Genomic DNA, 15,106 nt, shown 5'->3' with positions numbered 1-15,106 from the left:
TACCGGCGGGCCGTCACCGCTCGACGAAGCCGGTCAGGTCACCGCGCGTCGGCTCCCAGCTCTCCACCACGAGCCGCACCTCTCCCGGGGTCTCGCCCGAGCGCAGCGCGGCGAGGAGTCGTTCGAGGGCGTCGCGGGGGCCCTCGGCGATGACGAGCACGCGCCCGTCGGGATGGTTGGTGGCGTGACCGGCGAGGCCGAGTTCGAGGGCTCGCGACCGCGTCCACCAGCGGAACCCCACACCCTGCACGCGCCCGTGCACCCAGGCGGTGAGCCGGACGGCGTCCGGCGGCGACTGCGTCATGGCTGCTCCCCCGAACTGCGGACCGGACGGACGGCGTGGACGGCGCCGTCGAAGCCGGTGGTGTAGAGGACGTCCGGGTCCCAGCCGGGGCCCTCGCCGAACGCGACCGCGGAGACGAAGGGCACCCCCGTGGCGACCGTGCAGCCGGTGCCGGTGACCGGGTCGACCCGCAGGATCTTCCCGGCGACGTTGAGCGGGACGTACAACGCGCCGTCGGGTCCGACGTCGAGATCGTCGGCGGTCTCGAGGGGCCCGGGCCCGGACGGGTCCAGGGTCCGGACCGGACCGGCGAGGTCGCCGGCGTTCAACGCGTGAATTCGGGTAGTCGGATCGAAAGTCGTAGCCGCATAAACGGTTTCGCCGTCGACCGCGAGTCCGTTGACGGAGCCGAGGTCGGTGCGGATCGTTTCCGGGGCCCCACCCTCGACCGGGACGCGCGTCAGGCCCGGGGGGCTGCCCAGGTTCCGGCTGACGAGGAAGTCCCCGTCGGGCAGGCGGACGAGACCGTTGGGCATGGTCAGACCCGACGCGACGGTGCGCCGCGTCCCGGTGTCGAGGTCGACGGCCTCCAGGGTGCCGTCGGTGCGGCCGAGCAGTCCGGAGACGGTGCCGTTGCCGGTCGTGAAGTACGCCGTGCCGTCGTCGACGACGATGCCGCCGGGCGCCGGGACCTCGGCCACCACGGCGTCGGCCCGTCCCTCGGGCGTGAGCGCCAGCAGCGACCCGCCGCCGGCCGGGGTGGACGCCGAGGCCAGCAGCCGGCCGCGACCGTCGAACGCGAGATTCTCGAGCACGCCGAGCCCGGACGCGACGACGTCCACCCGCCACGGCGCGCAGTCCGCCGGAGCGGGCGCGGCCGTCGCCGGCGCCCCGCCCGCCAGGAACCCCACGGCGAGCGCGAGTCCGGCCGCTGTACGAATCATCCGCCCTCCCTGCCGAGATCCACCGCTCACGCGTCCGGAACGATCTTCAGCGTCACCTCGGTGCCGGCCTCGAGCGTACGGCCGACGGTGCACACCTTGTCGACGGATCGCTCGACGAGCGCGACGAGGCGCTGCTGCGACTCCTCGTCGAGTTCGCTCAGGTCCAGCGCCATCTCCTCGACGAGGTGCGGGTACACCTCGTTCTCCCGGTCCGCGGCGCCGGAGACACGGATCGTGACGTCGTAGGTGTCGCCGAGCCGGCGCGACAGCGGGAAGTCCGAGCTCATCCCCGAACAGGCCGCCAGCGCGATCTTCAACAGCTCGCCGGGGGTGAAGACACCCTCGACGGTCTCCGACCCGATCAGGACCTCGGCACCTCGGGAGCTGCGGCCCGTGTAGCGGCGGGTGCCGGTGCGCTCGACCCACAGTTCGGTCGTCGGCGTGTCGGAAGTCTGTTCAGCCATGCGGGAGATCCTGCCATGATCACCCGACGGCCAGTTCGCGCAGGATCCCGATGAGCTCGTCCGCGACGACGGGGGTGTCCGCGCTGCTGCGGCGCAGCAGTCCGACGGGTTCGGCGGTGCCCGGGGTCGGTACCGGCAGCCGCACGAGCGTGCCGTCGTCGAGGTCGTCCTGCGGCACCCGCTCGGGTGTCAGCCACACCGCGTCGCCGGCGCGCACCAGCCCGCGCGCGACCGAGACGTCGAGGGTCTCGACGCTGCCGGACGGCAGCCGCAGGCCGTGCCGGGCGAGGAAGCCCTCGGTGTGGTGCCGCGGCACGGTTCCGGCGGTGGCGACGACGAGGGGGTGGTTCAGCACCGCCGGCACCGATACCGGACCCCCGGCCAGCGGATGCCCCGGGCGCACGATCAGGGCCAGCGACTCGGCGTACAGCAGTTCGAACGAGAGCCCTTGCATGGCCTCCGGGTCGGCCATCCGGCCGAGGACGAAGTCGAGCTCGCCGGCGCGCACCGCGCCCAGAAGTGCGGTGTTCGGGGCCGTGCGGATCTGCACGCCGACGTGCGGACGCCGGTCCCGCAGCCGGGTGACCGCACCGGGCAGCAGGGTGCTCGCGACGGTGGGCAGGGCGCCGACCCGCACGGGGGCGACGGCCGGCTGCCCGGTCCCGGAGAGGGCACGGGCGGCGGACGCCAACGCGTCCGTGACCTCGACGGCGTGGCCCAGGAACTCCTCGCCGGCGGGGGTGAGCCGGGCGCCGTGCCGCCCGCGGTCCACCAGGCGCAGGCCGGCCAGGGATTCGAGTTCGTTGAGGGTCTTGGTGACCGCCGGCTGGCTCAGATGCAGCCGGCCGGCGGCCCGGCCGAGGTTGCCCTCCTGGGCGACGGCGACGAAGCACGTGAGGTGGCGCAACCGGATGCGATCCAGGAGCCGCGACGCCCGGTCGACCGGGGGCACGAAACCGCGTTCCATCACTGCAGGTTATGAAATTCGGCCGAAACCGTCAATTTACATGACTCATGCTCACCCATAACGTGGATCACATCCAATCCGTCGCAGTGCGACAGTCCCCAGGAGTACCGCCTCATGATCATCGCCGCCCCCGGCGCCGCGTCCGGCGAATTCGTCGAACGCGACCACACTCAGCACCCGCCCGCCCTCACCCCCGGATACCGCACGTCGGTGCTGCGCTCCCCGCGCAATGCCCTGATCGCGCCGCGCAACACGCTCTCGGAGACGACCGGGCCGGTCTTCGACCGTCGCGAGCTGGGCGAGAAGGACAACGACCTCATCCTCAACTTCGCCAAGGACGGCCTGCCGATCGGCGAGCGCCTGATCGTGCACGGCTACGTCCGCGACGAGTTCGGCAACCCGGTGAAGGGCGCCCTGGTCGAGGCGTGGCAGGCCAACGCCGGCGGACGCTACCGCCACAAGAAGGACCGCTACCTCGCGCCGATCGACCCGAACTTCGGCGGTTGCGGCCGCATGATCACCGACGACAACGGCTACTACTTCTTCCGCACCATCAAGCCCGGGCCGTACCCGTGGGCCAACAGCACCAACGCCTGGCGGCCCGCCCACATCCACTTCTCGATCCACGGCACCGGCTGGGCGCAGCGCTTGATCACCCAGATGTACTTCGAGGGCGACCCGCTCATCGAGCGCTGCCCCATCGCGAAGACCATCCCGACGCTGGACCAGCTGCGCAGCCTGATCGCGCAGGAGGATCCCGCCAACAATGCCCCCTTCGACGCGCGTACCTACCGCTTCGACCTCACCCTGCGCGGCCGCCGCGCCACCTTCTTCGACAACGCCAACCTCCCCGGAGCCCCCCGATGAGCCTTTCCCCGCACAGCATGATCGAGCGCCGCCCGGAGACCCCCTCGCAGACCGGCGGCCCGTACGTCCACATCGGGCTCGCACCGCAGCAGGCCGGGTTCGACATCTTCGACAACAACTTCGGCAACGTGCTGACCACCCCGGAGACGAAGGGCGAGCACATCACCCTCGAGGGCCGCGTCTTCGACGGCACCGGCACGCCCGTGCGCGACGTGCTGATCGAGATCTGGCAGGCCAACGCCGCGGGCAGGTACGCCCACCCCGGCGACACCCAGGACGGACACACCCAGGACAGGGCGATCGATCCGACCTTCCGCGGCTGGGGCCGCACGGGCGGCGACTTCGACACCGGCGTCTACACCTTCGAGACGATCAAACCGGGACCGGTGCCGGCGAACGTCGGAGGGTTCCAGGCCCCGCACATCCTCATGGTGCTGTTCGCACGGGGCATCAACATCGGCCTGCACACCCGGGTCTACTTCGACGACGAGGCCGACGCCAACGCCGCCGACCCCGTACTCGACGGGATCGAGTGGGAGGTCCGCCGCGACACGCTGATCGCGAAGCGCTCCGAACGCGACGGCAAGGTGGTCTACACCTTCGACGTGCGTCTGCAGGACACCCCGGAAGGCGGGATCGAGACCGTGTTCTTCGACATCTGACCGGGACCCGGGTGGCGCGGGGGCGCGCGTTTCGGACGACGGTCGCCTGGGCATCCTTGCGCCGACCACGTCGCAGCGAACGAAGGCCACGGCACTGGACACCGCGATCATCTACGTTTCCGCCGGGCTCGCGCTGCTTCTCGCCGTCACCGTGCCGCGGCTGTTCCACAACCGGGCGATCTCGGCACCGATGATCGTGCTGGTGGCCGGCGCGGTGCTGGGGCTGTTGTTCGACAACGCCGAAGCCCTCACTCCCGGCGGGCACCCGGCCGTGGCGGAGTACCTCAGCGAGGTCTGCGTGATCGTCGCGCTCATGGGCGTGGGCCTCGCGATCGACCGTCCCCTCGGGTGGCGGTCGTGGAAGTCCACCCGGCGGCTGCTGCTGATCGCGATGCCCCTCGGCATCGCGGCCGTCGCGGTGCTGGGCTGGTGGGCCGCGGCCCTCACCCCCGCGGCCGCGGTACTGCTCGGGGCCGCCCTGGCTCCCACCGATCCCGTGCTGGCGTCCGACGTGCAGGTCGAGGGCCCCACGTCCGGGGAGGGTTCCCACCGCGAAGACGACGAAGTGCGGTTCGCGCTCACCTCCGAGGCCGGCCTCAACGATGCGCTGGCGTTCCCGTTCGTCTACCTCGCGCTGTTCCTGTTCACGAAGGGACCGATCGAGGACTGGATCGTCTCCTGGGTGCTGTGGGAGCTGCTCGGCAAGATCGTCCTGGGCGCCGTCGTGGGAGGGCTGGCGGGCCATCTCGTCGGGCGGGCGGTGTTCCACTTCCCCGTCGAGCACGTCCGGCTGGCCGACCGGGGCGAACCGATCGTCGCGCTCGCCGCCACGTTCGCGGTGTACGGAATCGCCGAACTGGTCGGCGGCTACGGCTTCCTGGCCGTGTTCGTGTGTGCCGTGGCCATGCGGCGCATCGAACGCGCACACGAGTACCACGCCGAGATGCACAGCCTGATCGAGCAGCTCGAGCACGTCCTCACGCTGGCGGTCCTGCTCCTGCTGGGGGCGGGCCTCACCACCGGCCTGCTCGCCGAGTTGTCGTGGGGGTCGGTTCTCGTCGGCGCCGCCCTGGTCCTCGTGATCCGGCCGGTGGTCGGCTGGGTCTCGCTCCTGGGCTGTGACGAGATGGATGTCCGCGAACGCCGCGTCACGGCCTTCTTCGGCGTGCGCGGGATCGGCTCCGTCTACTACCTCGCGTACGCGGCGGCGGAGCTCGACATCGCGCAGGAGCAGGAGCTGTGGGCCGCCGTCGCCTTCACCGTCGTCCTCTCCGTCCTCGTGCACGGGGTGAGCGCGACGAGGGTGATGCGCATGCTCGACAACGCCCGCGTGAAGGGTCCGCCGTAGGCGCGTCGAGGCGGGCCTTCTCCCGGCTCTTGCCGACGATTGAACACGCGGTTAATATACTGACCATGCGTTCAACGCCGGGTCGCCTCTCGGCAGCCGATCGCCGGGACCTCACGTCCGCGGCGCGCATCCGGGAGGCCGCAATCCTCCGTTTCGCTCGCGACGGCTTCGACGCGAGCCTGCGGACCATCGCCGCGGACGCGGGGGTGAGCGGGGCGTTGATCGTGCACCATTTCGGGTCCAAGAAGGACCTGCGACGTGCGTGCGACGAGTGGGTCCTGAGACAGATCCGCGATTCCAAGCGGACGACCCTCGCCACCGGCGACTCCGGTCCGTGGCTGGCGCAACTCGGGCGGGCCGAGCAGTACGCCCCGCTCGCCGTCTACGTCGCCCGCACCTTCCAGGCCGGCAGCGAAAGCGCGGCGGAGTTCTTCGATCACCTGGTCGACGACGTGGTCGACTACCTCGCAGAGGGCGAACGCAACGGGCTGATCCGGCCCTCCCGGGACAACCGCGCCCGGGCCCGCCTGCTCACCGGCATGAGCGTGGGGTCGATGCTGCTGCAGATGACCCTGCACCCGGAACTCCTGCGGGGCGGAGACTTCACCGGGTTCTTCCGGCACCTGACCGAGACCGTCACCGCACCGGCCCTCGAGCTGTATTCCGAGGGTCTGCTCACCAGCCGCAAGCTGCTCGACGACTACCTGATGTACGTCCCGGACCCGCCGGCGGGCGCCGGGGGCGGCGAATCCGCCGCTCCCCCTTCCTGATCCGGAACCCGCCTACCCCAGGACACAATCATGAACACGATCGTCGAGGTCCACGACCTCACCAAGACGTTCGGCGCCACGACCGCGCTGGACGGTCTCAGCCTGCACGTCGGCCGCGGTGAAGTGGCCGGCTTCCTCGGCCCCAACGGTGCCGGCAAGTCCACGACCATCCGGATCCTGCTCGGGCTTCTGCGCGCCGACGGCGGCTCCGCATCCGTGCTCGGGTTCGATCCGTGGCGCGACGCCGTCGAAGTGCACCGGCACCTCGCCTACGTCCCGGGCGACGTCGACCTGTGGCCGTCGCTCACCGGCGGCGAGGCCATCGACTTCCTGTGCCGCCTGCGGGGAGGGGCCGACCGTGCGCGCCGCACCGAGCTGGTCGAACGCTTCGAACTCGACCCGCGCAAGAAGTGCCGCGCCTATTCCAAGGGCAACCGCCAGAAGGTGGCGCTGATCTCGGCACTCGCCTCGGACGTGGAGCTCCTCGTCCTCGACGAACCGACGTCCGGCCTCGACCCGTTGATGGAACGGGTGTTTCAGGACTGTGTTGCCGAAGCGAAGCAGCGCGGCTCGTCGGTGTTGCTGTCGAGTCACATCCTCGCCGAGGTGGAAAAGCTCTGCGACACCGTGACCATCATCCGGGACGGACGTACCGTGGAATCCGGGTCGCTGGCCCAGCTGCGGCATCTCACCCGGTCGACGATCACGGTCCGCACCGACCTCGACGCGTCCGGCCTGGCGCAGGCCGAGGGCGTGCACGCGCTGCGAAACGAGCACGGGCACACCGTGTTCGAGGTCGACAACGGTCACCTCGACGAGGTGGTCCGCCGACTCGCGGAGTACGGCGTCCGCAGCCTCGAGAGCGCACCGCCGTCGCTCGAGGAGCTGTTCCTGCGCCACTACGGCAGCGATCGACAGATCGCCGGCGTGGGCGGCGTGCGATGAACACCTTCACCGGGACCGCATCCCTCGTCCGCTTCGACCTGCGCCGGGATCGGATCAAGCTGCCGCTGTGGGTGATCGGCATCTCGGCCCTGGCGGCGTACTTCGTCGCCGCCCTGCAGCTGGCGTATCCGGCCGCCGAGGACCTCCGCGGCGTGGCCGGTTTCGCCGACAACCCGGCAGGGGTGATGATGTCGGGTCCCGGCTACGGCATGGACGACCCCACGCTCGAGGCGTTCGTCGCGAACCAGTACGGGCTGTACCTGCTGGTCGCCGCCGCGTTCATGAACGTTCTCCTCGTCGTCCGGCACACACGGGGCGAGGAGGAGAACGGTCGCACCGAACTCGTCCTGGCCGGCGCGGTGGGCCGGCGCGCCCCGCTGACCGCGGCCCTGGCGACCGCAGTCGTCGCGAACGCCGCCCTCGTCGTGGCGGGCAGCGCGGCAATGACGGCCGCCGGGGTGGACGCCGGCGGGGCGGTGCTGTTCGCGGCCGGGTTCGCGGCGCTGGGGCTGTTCTTCGCCGCGCTCACCGCCCTGGTGTGCCAGGTGTGCGAACACGGGCGCACCGCCACAGGACTGGCCGCAGCGGCGCTGGGAACGGCCTTCGTCGTGCGGGGCGTCGGCGACGTCCTGGAGCGGCACGGCAGCGCGGTGTCCTGGCTGTCCCCCATCGCCTGGTCGCAGCAGACGCGAGCATTCGTCGATCCGCGATGGGGCCCGCTGGCCCTGTCGTTGGGGTTCGCGGCGGCCGCCGCGGCGGCCGCGTACCGTGTCGTGGACCGTGGCGACCTCGGGGCCGGACTGGTGCCGCCACGGCCGGGCCGGGCCGAGGCGGCACCGGCGCTGGCGAACCCGTTCGCCCTGGCGCTACGGCAGCAGCGCGGCAGCATCGCCGGGTGGGGCGCGGGCCTGGCGCTGATGGGGTTGTTCTACGGCTCCCTGACCGGGTCGATCGCCGAGAGCTTTGCGAACCTGCCCGAGGACATTCTTGCGCTCATGGGTGGTTCGGCCGCGAATCTCGTCGACGGCTTCCTGGGCCTGACCGGATACACGACGGCCTTCCTCGCCTCCTGCTTCGCGATCCTGTCCGTCCGCCGCCTGCGGGGCGAGGAGCAGTCGGGCCGGATCGAGCCCGTTTTGGCGACAGCTACGAGCCGTGCCGGATGGATGGCAGCGGGGCTGTCCGTGACCGCTCTGGGCGTGGTGGCACTCCTCGCACTCGCCGGCGTGGGGACCGGGCTCGGGGCCGCGGCGTCCACCGGGGAGCCGACTCGGGTGCCCGCATCGGTATGGGCGCATCTCGGATACGCCCCCGCCGTCCTCGGCATCGCGGCGATCGGAGCGGCGCTGTTCGGTCTCGCCCCCGCGCCTTCGATCTGGTCTGGGTGCTGGTCGTCTACGGCTACCTGGTGGGCAGTTTCGGACCGATCCTCGACCTGCCCGACAGCGCCGGCGTCCTCTCCCCGCTGAACCATGTCCGGCAGATGCCGCTCGAACCGTTCGCCGCGGGCTCCTTCGTCGCTCTCGTCGTTCTCGCCGCGCTCGTCACGGCGGCAGGGCTGGCCGCGTTCCGGAAGCGCGACGTCGTGAGTACGTGAGAACCCGCCGGGTGGACCGGGCAGTGGCGGCACCCCCCTTGATCGCCCGAACTGTTAGTGGCTAACATTATGGGGTGTCCAAGTCCGAGCGGACCCGGCAGCGCATCCAGGCGACGGCGGTGCAGCTGTTCACCGAGGACGGCTACGACGCCGTCACCGTCGACCGGATCGCCTCCGCCGCCGGGGTGTCGCACATGACCTTCTTCCGGTACTTTCCATCCAAAGACGCTGTTCTGCTTGATGATCTCTACGACCCTGTCATTGCGGACGCCGTGGCCGCGCAGCCGGCGGACCGGAGCCCGCTGGAACGGGCGTGCCGGGGGATCCTCGACGCCTGGGCGCTGATTCCCGAGACGGATCTCGGGGACGTGCGCACTCGCCTGCGGATCGTCGCGGCGCACCCCCGGCTGCGCGCGCGGATGTGGGAGAACACCCTGCGCACCCAGGAGGCCGTCGCCGCCGCGCTCGCCGAACCGGGGACACGACGACTCGAGGCCGCAGTGGCCGCCGGGGCCTGCATGGGCGCACTCATGGCGGCGCTGACGGACTGGGCAGAAACCGGCGACGAGGCTCTCGGCAACCGGATTGCGTCGGCCCTGCACCAGCTTGCACCGGAGGCCAGTCCCTCACGGCAGCCACGGGAGGTGCCGTGACCGAGGTCGGCGACGTCGTGCTCGAGTGCCGGAACGTGTGCAAACGCTACGGCTCCGCGCCGGTACTCGAGGGCGTCACCACCGAGGTGCGGGCGGGCGAGGTACACGCGTTCGTGGGCCTCAACGGGGCGGGAAAGACGACGTTGATGCGCCTGTTCCTCGGCATGATCGAGCCCGACGACGGAATCGTGCGCGTGCGGGGCCTGGCGCCGTCGACGATGCCGGCACGGCACTGGACGGGCGTCGGGCACCTGGTCGAAACACCGCTGGCCTATCCCGAACTGACCGTCGCGCAGAACCTGCGCATCGCGGGCCGCCTCGCCGGCCTGTCCGCGGCAGGCGCCACCGCCGCGGCCGACCGGTGGATCGAGGAACTGGTCCTGTCCCGGTGGGCGCGGACCAGCGCACGGAAACTCTCCCTCGGCAACCGGCAGCGGCTGGGTCTGGCCGCGGCGCTGATCGCGGACCCGGATGTGCTGATCCTGGACGAGCCGACCAATGCGCTCGATCCGGCCGGGATCATGCTGCTGCGCACGCTGCTGCAGCGCAGCCGGGAGCGCGGCGCGGCGACGCTGGTGTCCAGCCACCATCTCGACGAGGTCGCCCGCGTGGCCGACCGCATCACAGCCGTCAATGAGGGACGCGTCGTCGGCTCCCTCGACCCGGACGGAATCGATCTCGAGCGGCAGTTCTTCGACCTGGTGTACCGCGACAGCGAGGCGCGACGATGAACACCTCCGAGCAGATCCGGGCCGCGCTGGCGGTCGAGTGGGCCAAGTTCCGGCGGGCACGCCCCGTATGGGTCACCACCGCCTTTCTCACGACGGGGGTGGTGGCCATGTGCGTGCTGACCCTGCAGTCCGTGCACGGTGCCAACGCGGTGATGGCGGGTAAGGCGCAGACCATCGTCGGCGACGGCGGCCGAGCGGGACTGTTCGCCGCAGCCGACACCATCGTCTCGGTGGGCGGGCTTCTCGGATTCGGTGTGGTCATCGGCTGGGTCTTCGGCCGCGAGTTCACCGACGGAACGATCACCGGTCTGTGGGCCGCGCCGGTCTCCCGCCCGGCCCTCGCCGCCGCAAAGCTGCTGATCCTGCTGTCGTGGGCGGTCGCCACCAGCCTCGCGCTGGGCGCCGCACTGGCGGTGGTGGCGGGAACGCTCGTCGACGACGAGCCCCTCGACCCGGGGACGCCGGCACTCGTGGGCAGATTCCTCGCCGTCGCCCTGCTCACCGCGGGGCTCGCATTCCCCTGCGCCTGGGTCGCCACCGTTGCGCGGGGATACCTGCCCGCGGTCGGGACGATCATCGCCGTGGTGGTCGTCGCCCAGATGGCGGTCATGGCCGGAGCGGGCGGCTGGTTCCCGTTCTCGGCTCCGGGCCTGTGGGCGGCGGGACCGCAGGCCGGTTCCGTCACCGGTCCGCAACTCGCGCTCGCCCTCGTCGTTCCTGCCGTCTCGGCGGGCCTGACGCTGTGGTCGTGGCGCCGGCTCGCCCTCGTGCACTAGGACTCCCCAAGGGGCCGAAGTCCCGTCGATCCGGACCGCCCGCACGATAGGGTGATGCCCGGAGTGCCGGGAAGTCTGGTCGGCGAGTGACGTTCGCATTTCACGACCAGGGAGGGCACCGTGGACCAGGGTACGTTCGCAGGTCGGGTTCCGAGCCGGGTACTCGGCGGATGAGCACATCGAACATCGCGCGACCACGCATGCACAGATTTCACGATGCCGGCTAGGTGGCGTGCTCGGTTGACGGGCGCCGACGTGCTCACCGAACGCCCGGCCTTCGCGCTGGTGGGCGTCCTGCGGGTCCCGCAGTTGCAGACCAGTCCCGGCCGGGCCATCGTCCGCCGGATCGGCTACGCCCTGATCGCCCTGGCCCTGGTGGTGCTCGTCGTCTACCTGGACCGCGACGGCTACACCGACAGCCAGGACGACGAGCTGTCCCTGCTGGACTGCATCTACTACGCGACGGTGTCGCTGTCGACCACCGGCTACGGCGACATCGCTCCGATCACCGAACAGGCTCGCCTGGTCAACATCCTGATCATCACTCCGCTACGGGTCTTCTTCCTCATCGTCCTGGTCGGCACCACGCTCTCGGCTCTGACCGAGAGCTCGCGGCAGGCGTTCCGTATCCAGCAGTGGCGACGCCGGGCGCGCAACCACACGGTCGTCGTGGGTTACCGCACCAAGGGCCGTGCCACAGTGGACGCGATGCTCGGGGACGGCGTCCCGCCGTCCGAGATCGTGGTCGTCGACACCGACCCACTGATACTCGAGGCCGCCGCCGGACAGGGTCTGGTGACGGTGCAGGGCTCGGCCACGAGATCGGACGTGCTGCGCCTGGCCGGGGTTCCGCACTGCACCTCGATCGTCGTTGCCGCCGATCGCGACGACACCGTAGTGCTCGTCACCCTCACCGCCCGCGAACTCGCGCCCGCTGCAAAGATCGTCGCCGCCGTTCGCGAGTCCGAGAACACCCACGTCCTCCGCCGGTCCGGGGCCGACACCGTGGTCGTCGCCTCCGAAACCGCCGGGCGGCTGCTGGGCGTCGCGACGGCCACACCCGGCGTGGTGCAGATGGTCGAAGACCTCCTCACCCCCGAGGCCGGGTTCGCCATCACCGAACGGGCGGCCGAGGCCGCCGAGATCGGCGAATCCCCCCGCCACCTGACCGACATCGTGCTCGGGATCGTCCGTGACGGCCGGCGGCTGCACGTCGGATCACCGGAGGCCGCCACCATCGGAGCCGACGACCGACTGCTCTGCGTCCGGCGCGTGCCGGACTGATCCCGTTCCTGCCCCCGTCGCGCCCGCAACCGATGCCGGAGGTCGCATCATGGTCCTGCCCGTCGATCCGTCGCCCGTCAATACGCACCACGACCTGTCGGTCCACGAGGTCGTGCTCCTGCACGAGACCGATCCGCATCGCGGCCTCGACGCGGACGAGGCCACCCGCAGGCTGGAACGATTCGGGCCCAACGTGCTGCCGGCGGCCTCGGGCCACGGGTTGCTGCGGCGGATTCTGCGCCAGTTCCACAATCCCCTCATCTATGTGCTGCTGTCCGCAGCGGCGATCACGCTGTGGCTCGACGAGTACGTCGACTCGGCCGTCATCCTCGCGGTCGTCCTGGTCAACGCCACCGTCGGCTTCGTCCAGGAGTCCAAGGCCGAAGCGGCGCTCAACGCACTCCGGTCCATGGTGCGCACACAGACACGCGTGATCCGCGGTGGACGCCAGCAGACCCTGCCGTCGGACGACCTCGTACCCGGCGATCTCGTCGTCCTCGAGGCCGGCGACAAGGTTCCCGCAGACCTGCGCCTGATCCGCGTCGCCGAATTGCAGATCGACGAGTCCGCCCTGACCGGGGAGTCCGTTCCGGTCGTCAAGGACGAGGTGGTACTGCCGCCTGCCACGCCGGTGGCGGATCGCCGCAACATGGTGCACTCGGGCACGTTGGTGACGGCCGGGGCGGGCGCCGGGGTCACCGTTGCGACCGGCGACCGGACCGAACTCGGGGAGATCCATCGCCTCGTCGGGGCCGCGGACGTGCTGGCCACGCCGCTCACCGCCAAACTGGCCTCGTTCAGCAGGGTTCTGACCGTGGCGATCGTCGTGCTGGCGGCGGCGACCTTCGCGATCGGTCTCGTCCGCGGTCAGGATGCGCCGGAAACGTTCACCGCCGCGGTGGCGCTTGCGGTCGGCGCCATCCCGGAAGGGCTTCCCGCCGTCGTCACCATCACGATGGCCATCGGTGTGGCCCGGATGGCCCGGCGCCGGGCGGTGATCCGCCGGCTGCCCGCCGTCGAGACGCTCGGCAGCACGACCGTCATCTGTTCGGACAAGACCGGAACACTCACCGCGAACCAGATGACGGTGCGCCACCTGTGGACGGTGCACTCCCTGTATTCCGTGACCGGTTCGGGATACGCGCCCGCGGGCGTGGTCCACGATTCCGCCGGCGCCGTGGCCGCGCCCGATTCGGACGAGGCCCTGCGGTGGACGATCGTGGCGGGTGCCGGATGCAACGACGCACACCTCGACCGGCGGGACGGGCGGTGGTCCGTCGTCGGTGATCCCACCGAGGCCGCGATGCTCGTCGTCGCGGGCAAGGCCGGCCTGGCACCCGAGGACGTCCGCGCCGGGCATCCCCGCATCGGCACCATCCCCTTCAGTTCCGAACGCCAGTTCATGGCGACGCTGCACGCCGAGCCCCGCACGGGTGAGCGGGTCGTGCTCGCCAAGGGGGCCGTCGAGCGGATCCTCGAACGTTGCCGCTACGGCATGGGTTCCGACGGCAGCCGCCTTCCCCTGGACCGGGACTCGGTCCACCGGGCCGCCGAGGACCTGGCGCGGCAAGGGCTGCGTGTGCTGGCCACGGCCGTCCGCGCGATCGATGCGGAGGCGCAGTTCGACCTGTCGGTGGTCTCCGGCGAGATGGTGTTCGCCGGCCTGCACGCGATGCTCGACCCGCCCCGGCAGGCCGCCGTGGACGCCGTACGTGCGTGCCACGTCGCCGGCATCGCGGTCAAGATGATCACCGGCGACCATGCGGCCACCGCAGCGGCGATCGCCCGGCAGCTCGGGTTGATCGGCGAGGCCGACGACGGACTCGTGCTCACCGGACAGGATCTCGACGCGATCCCGGCCGAGGAACTCGCGGACGCGGTCGACCGGGCCCGGGTGTTCGCACGGGTCTCCCCCGAACAGAAGCTCCGGTTGGTCGGGGCCCTGCAGGAACGTGGCCACGTCGTCGCCATGACGGGCGACGGCGTCAACGACGCTCCCGCCCTGCGGCAGGCCGACATCGGGGTGGCCATGGGCCACGGTGGAACGGAAGTGGCCAAGGAGGCCGCCGACATGGTGCTCACCGACGACGACTTCGCCACCATCGAGGCCGCCGTGGAGGAGGGCCGCGGCGTCTTCGACAACCTCACGAAGTTCATCGTGTGGGTGCTTCCCACCAGCCTCGGTCAGGGCCTGGTCATCCTCGCCGCGATCGTCTTCGGGACGACCCTGCCGATCCTGCCCACCCAGATCCTGTGGATCAACATGACCACCGCCGTCGCACTGGGTCTCATGCTGGCGTTCGAGCCGAAGGAACCCGACACGATGACCCGGCCCCCACGGGATCCCACGCGGCCGCTGCTGACCGGCGCGCTCGTCACCCGGATCCTGCTGGTGTCCGGCCTCATCGTGGGCGGCGCGTGGTGGCTGTTCGAGTGGGAGCTCGGCATCGGTGCCGACCTCGCCGAGGCACGAACCTCGGCCGTCAACCTCGTCGTGGCGGTGGAGCTGTTCTACCTCTTCAGCTGCCGCTCGCTCACGGCGTCGGTATGGCGGATCGGGTTCTTCGGCAACCGGTGGATCCTCGTCGGGGTGCTCGCCCAGACAGTCGCGCAGCTCGCCATCACCTATGTGCCCGCCATGAACACCCTCTTCCAGACCGCTCCGATCGACGCGCAAGCATGGTTGCGCATCGTCGGCCTCGCCACGCTCGCGGTGCTCGTCGTCGCCGTCGACAAGTCCCTGCGCGCCCGGGCCGCACGAGGGAGCGCGGACCTTCCGGTGGCCGGGACCCTCGCCCCGCCGGACGAGTCGTGA

The 15,106-nt window shown here is 70.9% G+C and carries 15 protein-coding genes; 11 read left to right on the top strand and 4 right to left on the bottom strand.

What is annotated here, in order from left to right; all coding sequences use genetic code 11:
• Window positions 1-13 precede the first annotated feature (13 nt).
• From ISO16_RS01030 to ISO16_RS01015, 4 genes are read right to left on the bottom strand one after another with little or no spacing between them, the layout of a single operon-like run.
• Window positions 14-304 (bottom strand): acylphosphatase, encoded by a 291-nt coding sequence (locus ISO16_RS01030; protein ID WP_006933673.1) that lies wholly within the window; start codon window positions 302-304, stop codon window positions 14-16.
• Window positions 301-1,227, bottom strand: a complete 927-nt coding sequence (locus ISO16_RS01025; RefSeq protein WP_072635077.1) for an SMP-30/gluconolactonase/LRE family protein — start codon at window positions 1,225-1,227, stop codon at window positions 301-303. The genes ISO16_RS01030 and ISO16_RS01025 overlap by 4 nt, the downstream gene beginning before the upstream one ends.
• A gap of 26 nt (window positions 1,228-1,253) precedes the next feature.
• Window positions 1,254-1,691, bottom strand: a complete 438-nt coding sequence (locus ISO16_RS01020; protein WP_072635076.1) for an OsmC family protein — start codon at window positions 1,689-1,691, stop codon at window positions 1,254-1,256.
• A 19-nt stretch (window positions 1,692-1,710) separates the two neighbouring features.
• Window positions 1,711-2,658, bottom strand: a complete 948-nt coding sequence (locus ISO16_RS01015) for a LysR substrate-binding domain-containing protein (RefSeq protein WP_072635075.1) — start codon at window positions 2,656-2,658, stop codon at window positions 1,711-1,713.
• Window positions 2,659-2,772: 114 nt separating this feature from the next.
• On the opposite strand from ISO16_RS01015, the gene pcaH reads away from it, so the two are divergent.
• From pcaH to ISO16_RS00960, 11 genes are all read left to right on the top strand, one after another.
• Entirely contained in the window at window positions 2,773-3,525 is a 753-nt protein-coding gene (gene pcaH / locus ISO16_RS01010; protein WP_006933662.1) for a protocatechuate 3,4-dioxygenase subunit beta, read from the top strand.
• Window positions 3,522-4,187, top strand: a complete 666-nt coding sequence (gene pcaG / locus ISO16_RS01005; protein ID WP_072635074.1) for a protocatechuate 3,4-dioxygenase subunit alpha — start codon at window positions 3,522-3,524, stop codon at window positions 4,185-4,187. Before pcaH ends, pcaG begins: the two co-directional genes overlap by 4 nt.
• Before the next feature lie 109 nt (window positions 4,188-4,296).
• Window positions 4,297-5,535: a cation:proton antiporter gene (locus ISO16_RS01000; protein ID WP_072635073.1), complete on the top strand. Its 1,239-nt coding sequence runs from the start codon at window positions 4,297-4,299 to the stop codon at window positions 5,533-5,535.
• A 65-nt stretch (window positions 5,536-5,600) separates the two neighbouring features.
• Window positions 5,601-6,305, top strand: coding sequence for a TetR/AcrR family transcriptional regulator (locus ISO16_RS00995; RefSeq protein ID WP_072635072.1), 705 nt, complete (start codon window positions 5,601-5,603; stop codon window positions 6,303-6,305).
• A gap of 30 nt (window positions 6,306-6,335) precedes the next feature.
• The gene (locus ISO16_RS00990; protein WP_072635071.1) at window positions 6,336-7,250 is read left to right on the top strand and encodes an ABC transporter ATP-binding protein; all 915 of its coding nucleotides are present in this window, start codon (window positions 6,336-6,338) and stop codon (window positions 7,248-7,250) included.
• Window positions 7,247-8,719 carry an ABC transporter permease gene (locus ISO16_RS00985; protein WP_195886182.1) on the top strand — a complete coding sequence of 491 codons (1,473 nt, stop codon included), beginning with the start codon at window positions 7,247-7,249 and terminating at the stop codon, window positions 8,717-8,719. The genes ISO16_RS00990 and ISO16_RS00985 overlap by 4 nt, the downstream gene beginning before the upstream one ends.
• A gap of 202 nt (window positions 8,720-8,921) precedes the next feature.
• Window positions 8,922-9,500 carry a TetR family transcriptional regulator gene (locus ISO16_RS00980; protein ID WP_072635069.1) on the top strand — a complete coding sequence of 193 codons (579 nt, stop codon included), beginning with the start codon at window positions 8,922-8,924 and terminating at the stop codon, window positions 9,498-9,500.
• The gene (locus ISO16_RS00975) at window positions 9,497-10,231 is read left to right on the top strand and encodes an ABC transporter ATP-binding protein (RefSeq protein WP_006933645.1); all 735 of its coding nucleotides are present in this window, start codon (window positions 9,497-9,499) and stop codon (window positions 10,229-10,231) included. The genes ISO16_RS00980 and ISO16_RS00975 overlap by 4 nt, the downstream gene beginning before the upstream one ends.
• Window positions 10,228-11,007 (top strand): ABC transporter permease, encoded by a 780-nt coding sequence (locus tag ISO16_RS00970; RefSeq protein WP_072635068.1) that lies wholly within the window; start codon window positions 10,228-10,230, stop codon window positions 11,005-11,007. The genes ISO16_RS00975 and ISO16_RS00970 overlap by 4 nt, the downstream gene beginning before the upstream one ends.
• A 216-nt stretch (window positions 11,008-11,223) precedes the next feature.
• Window positions 11,224-12,291 (top strand): potassium channel family protein, encoded by a 1,068-nt coding sequence (locus ISO16_RS00965; protein WP_072635067.1) that lies wholly within the window; start codon window positions 11,224-11,226, stop codon window positions 12,289-12,291.
• A 55-nt stretch (window positions 12,292-12,346) separates the two neighbouring features.
• Complete coding sequence (locus ISO16_RS00960) at window positions 12,347-15,106, top strand: cation-transporting P-type ATPase (protein WP_442800822.1); 2,760 nt, start codon at window positions 12,347-12,349, stop codon at window positions 15,104-15,106.

It is taken from the genome of Rhodococcus sp. M8 (assembly GCF_015654185.1).
Lineage (GTDB): Bacteria > Actinomycetota > Actinomycetes > Mycobacteriales > Mycobacteriaceae > Rhodococcus > Rhodococcus aetherivorans.
The sequence above is the reverse complement of the archived record's forward strand: the minus strand, read 5'-3'. Positions and strand labels throughout refer to the sequence as shown.

Excerpts from the sequence above, each read along its gene's own strand:
- ISO16_RS01030 (WP_006933673.1), bottom strand. The coding sequence starts at position 304 with ATGACGCAGTCGCCGCCGGACGCCGTCCGGCTCACCGCCTGGGTGCAC.
- ISO16_RS00995 (WP_072635072.1), top strand. The coding sequence starts at position 5,601 with ATGCGTTCAACGCCGGGTCGCCTCTCGGCAGCCGATCGCCGGGACCTC.
- pcaH (WP_006933662.1), top strand. The coding sequence starts at position 2,773 with ATGATCATCGCCGCCCCCGGCGCCGCGTCCGGCGAATTCGTCGAACGC.
- ISO16_RS01015 (WP_072635075.1), bottom strand. The coding sequence starts at position 2,658 with ATGGAACGCGGTTTCGTGCCCCCGGTCGACCGGGCGTCGCGGCTCCTG.
- ISO16_RS00965 (WP_072635067.1), top strand. The coding sequence starts at position 11,224 with ATGCCGGCTAGGTGGCGTGCTCGGTTGACGGGCGCCGACGTGCTCACC.
- ISO16_RS01020 (WP_072635076.1), bottom strand. The coding sequence starts at position 1,691 with ATGGCTGAACAGACTTCCGACACGCCGACGACCGAACTGTGGGTCGAG.
- ISO16_RS00990 (WP_072635071.1), top strand. The coding sequence starts at position 6,336 with ATGAACACGATCGTCGAGGTCCACGACCTCACCAAGACGTTCGGCGCC.
- ISO16_RS01025 (WP_072635077.1), bottom strand. The coding sequence starts at position 1,227 with ATGATTCGTACAGCGGCCGGACTCGCGCTCGCCGTGGGGTTCCTGGCG.
- ISO16_RS00985 (WP_195886182.1), top strand. The coding sequence starts at position 7,247 with ATGAACACCTTCACCGGGACCGCATCCCTCGTCCGCTTCGACCTGCGC.
- pcaG (WP_072635074.1), top strand. The coding sequence starts at position 3,522 with ATGAGCCTTTCCCCGCACAGCATGATCGAGCGCCGCCCGGAGACCCCC.
- ISO16_RS00970 (WP_072635068.1), top strand. The coding sequence starts at position 10,228 with ATGAACACCTCCGAGCAGATCCGGGCCGCGCTGGCGGTCGAGTGGGCC.